A 3,747-nucleotide genomic window follows, 5' to 3' on the forward strand; every position below is an offset into this window, starting at 1 on the left:
GAGCTGTCTGGCCGGTTGCGGCGCTGCCTTTACCGATCCGGCCTGGCACGCCTCGGTTGGCGATATTCTGCGAAAGCGCGAAGTGCCCGCCGCCGTCACGCTGATCTCGGTCGGCTACAATGCCATGCGAAGCATCGGTCCGGCGCTCGGCGGCGTCGTTGTGGCCTCCTTCGGACCGCTGACAGCTTTCGCGCTGGCGACGCTGACCTATCTAGCGATGCTGTGGGCGATAGGGCTCTGCAAATGGAGCGGTCGCTCTTCGCCTCTTCCCCGTGAGCCATTGACCACGGCCATCCATGACGGCGCGCGCTTCACAGCGCTGTCGGGAGAGATCAAGGCGGCAATCGCGCGCGGAACCCTGTTTGGACTGACAAGCATTTGCATCCTTGCGCTGCTGCCTCTCGTTGCGCGCGATCAACTCGGGAGGACCAATCGTTTACGGTGTGTTGATGGCAGGATTTGGCGCGGGTGCCTTGTGCGCCGGCATTTCCAACAACGCGCTGAGACGCTCGCTGTCGCAGGAGCGCTTGACGACCTGGCGTGCATCGCCTGCGCGGCGTGCTGTCTGGCTCTTGCTTTCACGCCTTCACTGGTGGTAGCGGCCATCGCCTTGACGCTAGGCGGAGCGGGCTGGGTCGTCACCTGGACGGGGCTTGACGTAAGCATACAACTATCGAGCCCGCGGTGGGTCGCTGGCCGCACGCTCTCGATCTACTCTGCCCTCTCGTCGGGAGGCGTCGCGGCCGGCAGTTGGCTGTGGGGCGTGGTGGCTGAAAACTATTCCGTCGCCTTGGCGCTGGAAAGCTCCGCTGGCGCCCTGCTCATTGTAGCAGCCACCGGGCTCCTGCTTCCAATTCGTCAATGGAAAGAATCCGATCAGGATTCCCTTGGGTTCGAAATCTGGCTTTTTGGCCACTGCATTGCGCCTGGACGCGAGGCCGAAGCCTGGGCTGCTCCAATCCGACCAGCTCGGCTCGTCGCCCCGCAAGGTCCTGGAGCTTGCCTGCGGCACCAGTGAGGTGACTCGCCTGCTGCATGAGCTCGGTATGAGTCACCGCCCTGGATTTTTTGGATGCCATGCTGGCGAACGCGCAAGCCAAACATGTCGGAAAACCTCGCCTATGATTCCTCCATGCCGATGCCGGCCACACCATGGAGTCTGATGAATGCAACCACTCAATCGTGGGTCGGCATCTGGTCATCGGCATCTGGTCTGGACGCCGAGCCGTCCACAACCTTCGCGGATTGCTGCGCATCCTCACTCGTGTGGGCGGCTGCTGATCTATGACGGCGCAATGCCCTCTTGACCAGCCCCGCGCCAGCCTACCAAGAGTCGCGGTAGGCTCGCTCTTTTCCGCTGCCCACTTGCAGGCAGGAGCCATTGCATGGCGGAGGTTGCATCCTCCAATATGGCGGCCGCTGCGCAAAGCCGAAAAAAGAATTGCGCGCTGCACTCACAGGTTTTCGCCCGTCGAATGCATCATAGCACGCCTTGAGGGCGGCTTCGTGGATCAGGTCTCTGCGACCTTGTGGCCATTCATTTAGGAAATCGACAGTCAGGGTCCATTCGATCCTCCTGACCTGCTGAACAGCTAGTAGCGTGAACAGGCGTCTCATCACACTCGCAAAATGTCTTGTCAGGGCGATGACGATTTCAAGAGAAAGTGGCGGCGTGAAGTCCCCGGTAGGCGAGCAAGCCGCCTCCGCTGCTGCGGTGGCTCACCAGGTGGCATATCTGTCCCGACGAAGGACCATTGGAACATCGGCCGGTTTGACCCGCCGCCCGAACACGGGTTCATCTTCTCCCTTGCTGCGCCAGCCAGGTATGACGAGCGGCCGCCGCTGACCTGCATGGCCACGCACAGATGCATCGGCGCAGCGAACCTTCTGCCCGTACGAAGAGCGGAGGTTGACAATGAATAGACGTCAGCAGAAGCCTGCAATCCAGCAGGCCCGGATGTCATGCCATTCTTGACGCCGTGATCACGTCTGAACAAGCAGCGTGTGTCGCCGCCCGTTCACCCTCATTTACGCGAACAACTCCTTGTAACCGGTTGTCATCATCCAGTTCGCCCGATCGAGATGGCTTCGCGCTGCTTTGCGCGCGCGCACCGGCTCTTCCGCCGGATCGATGCCGAGGATGACCTGCGCCATCTCCTCATAACTGGCATCGTCGGCGGAGGCGTCCAGGAACCTCAAATAGGTCTTGAAGTGCTCCTTGTCGTAGGCGGTCAGGCTGTCCGACCAGGGGACTTCGTCTTCAAGACCTGGTTCAACGTCTGTGTATTTCATCACGATATCGGGCTCCGGAAACAACTGGTCCAAGATTTCGCTTCGACAGGCTACCCGGACCGAGGGGAATATCGACCTCAAGGCGACATTCCGATCATCGTCTGCAAGTGCCCGCTCGAAGCCAGAAACGCTCCTTTGGCGATGCAACTCCAGGTTAGGGATGAACTGCTAAAAGCTCAAGACTGTTTGGCTCGCAGTCGAGTCCGCCGACTGCTCGGCCGTTAATTTCACATAATTTCACATTTCAAATAAGACACAAAAATCGGCCCAGAGCTGACGGCCGAAACGCGCTTAGGCAGTGGGATGCGGCCGTAATGGAGGCCAGGCTTCCGTGTCGATTCCAAATCTTTTGCTCTTCGGCTGTCCGCTCATCCGTCTTGACCAGGACGAACCTACAGCCTATCTCACCGCCACGTTAGCACTCTCCGCTGGCGAGTGCTAACCGGGCTCCGGCAACGGAGAACCTTTCAACCTCCGCACCAGGGATATCCAAAAATGGCAAAGTCGAATTTCCGGCCGCTGCATGACCGCGTGGTCGTTCGTCGGGTCGAATCCGAATCCAAGACCGCGGGCGGGATTATCATCCCGGATACGGCGAAGGAGAAGCCGCAGGAAGGCGAGATCATCGCCGTTGGCTCCGGCGCGCGCGACGAAAGCGGCAAGCTGGTCCCCCTGGACGTCAAGGCTGGCGACCGCATCCTGTTCGGCAAGTGGTCGGGCACCGAAGTCAAGCTCAATGGCGAAGACCTTCTGATCATGAAGGAATCCGACATCATGGGCATCATCGGCTGATCATCGGCCTCACCGTCAACTGAATCTTGAATCTTCGGGCTCGTTCCGAGCCCCTGCCAGGAGCTAAACATGGCTGCCAAAGACGTAAAGTTTTCCCGTGATGCCCGCGAGCGCATGCTGCGCGGTGTCAACATCCTCGCCGACGCGGTGAAGGTGACCCTCGGTCCGAAGGGCCGCAACGTCGTCATCGACAAGTCGTTCGGCGCCCCGCGCATCACCAAGGACGGCGTCACCGTCGCCAAGGAAATCGAGCTTGAGGACAAGTTCGAGAACATGGGCGCGCAGATGGTCCGCGAAGTTGCTTCGAAGACCAACGACATCGCCGGCGACGGCACCACGACCGCGACCGTTCTGGCGCAGTCGATCGTCCAGGAAGGCAACAAGGCGGTTGCCGCCGGCATGAACCCGATGGACCTCAAGCGCGGCATCGACCTCGCCGTCACCGAGGTCGTCGCGACGCTGATCAAGAACGCCAAGAAGATCAAGACCTCCGAGGAGGTTGCCCAGGTCGGCACCATCGCCGGCAATGGCGACGTTTCGGTCGGCTCGATGATCGCGGAAGCGATGCAGAAGGTCGGCAACGAAGGCGTCATCACCGTCGAGGAAGCCAAGACCGCCGAGACCGAGCTCGAAGTCGTCGAAGGCATGCAGTTCGACCGCGGC

At 60.5% G+C, this 3,747-nt stretch carries 4 protein-coding genes and 1 pseudogene; 3 read left to right on the forward strand and 2 right to left on the reverse strand.

The window, feature by feature from the left end; translation table 11 throughout:
- Nucleotides 1–886 (forward strand): annotated as a pseudogene (locus tag EOA38_RS30385) (MFS transporter); the annotation flags it as partial.
- A gap of 437 nt (nt 887–1,323) precedes the next feature.
- On the opposite strand, the gene EOA38_RS30390 reads toward EOA38_RS30385, so the two are convergent.
- Together EOA38_RS30390 and EOA38_RS30395 are read right to left on the reverse strand one after the other, a co-directional pair.
- Nucleotides 1,324–1,617 carry a DUF982 domain-containing protein gene (locus EOA38_RS30390; protein ID WP_245480954.1) on the reverse strand — a complete coding sequence of 98 codons (294 nt, stop codon included), beginning with the start codon at nt 1,615–1,617 and terminating at the stop codon, nt 1,324–1,326.
- Nucleotides 1,618–2,028: 411 nt separating this feature from the next.
- A complete protein-coding gene (locus EOA38_RS30395; protein ID WP_065006570.1) occupies nt 2,029–2,292 on the reverse strand; it encodes a DUF2285 domain-containing protein in 264 nt (87 codons plus the stop codon).
- Between the two features lie 495 nt (nt 2,293–2,787).
- Between EOA38_RS30395 and groES the strand changes: the two genes are divergently transcribed.
- Entirely contained in the window at nt 2,788–3,084 is a 297-nt protein-coding gene (gene groES / locus EOA38_RS30400) for a co-chaperone GroES (RefSeq protein ID WP_095776521.1), read from the forward strand.
- A 69-nt stretch (nt 3,085–3,153) separates the two neighbouring features.
- The coding region (locus EOA38_RS30405; RefSeq protein ID WP_281060129.1) for a TCP-1/cpn60 chaperonin family protein at nt 3,154–3,747 on the forward strand (594 nt) is incomplete at its 3' end.

The organism is Mesorhizobium sp. M1E.F.Ca.ET.041.01.1.1 (genome assembly GCF_003997355.1).
Lineage (GTDB): Bacteria > Pseudomonadota > Alphaproteobacteria > Rhizobiales > Rhizobiaceae > Mesorhizobium.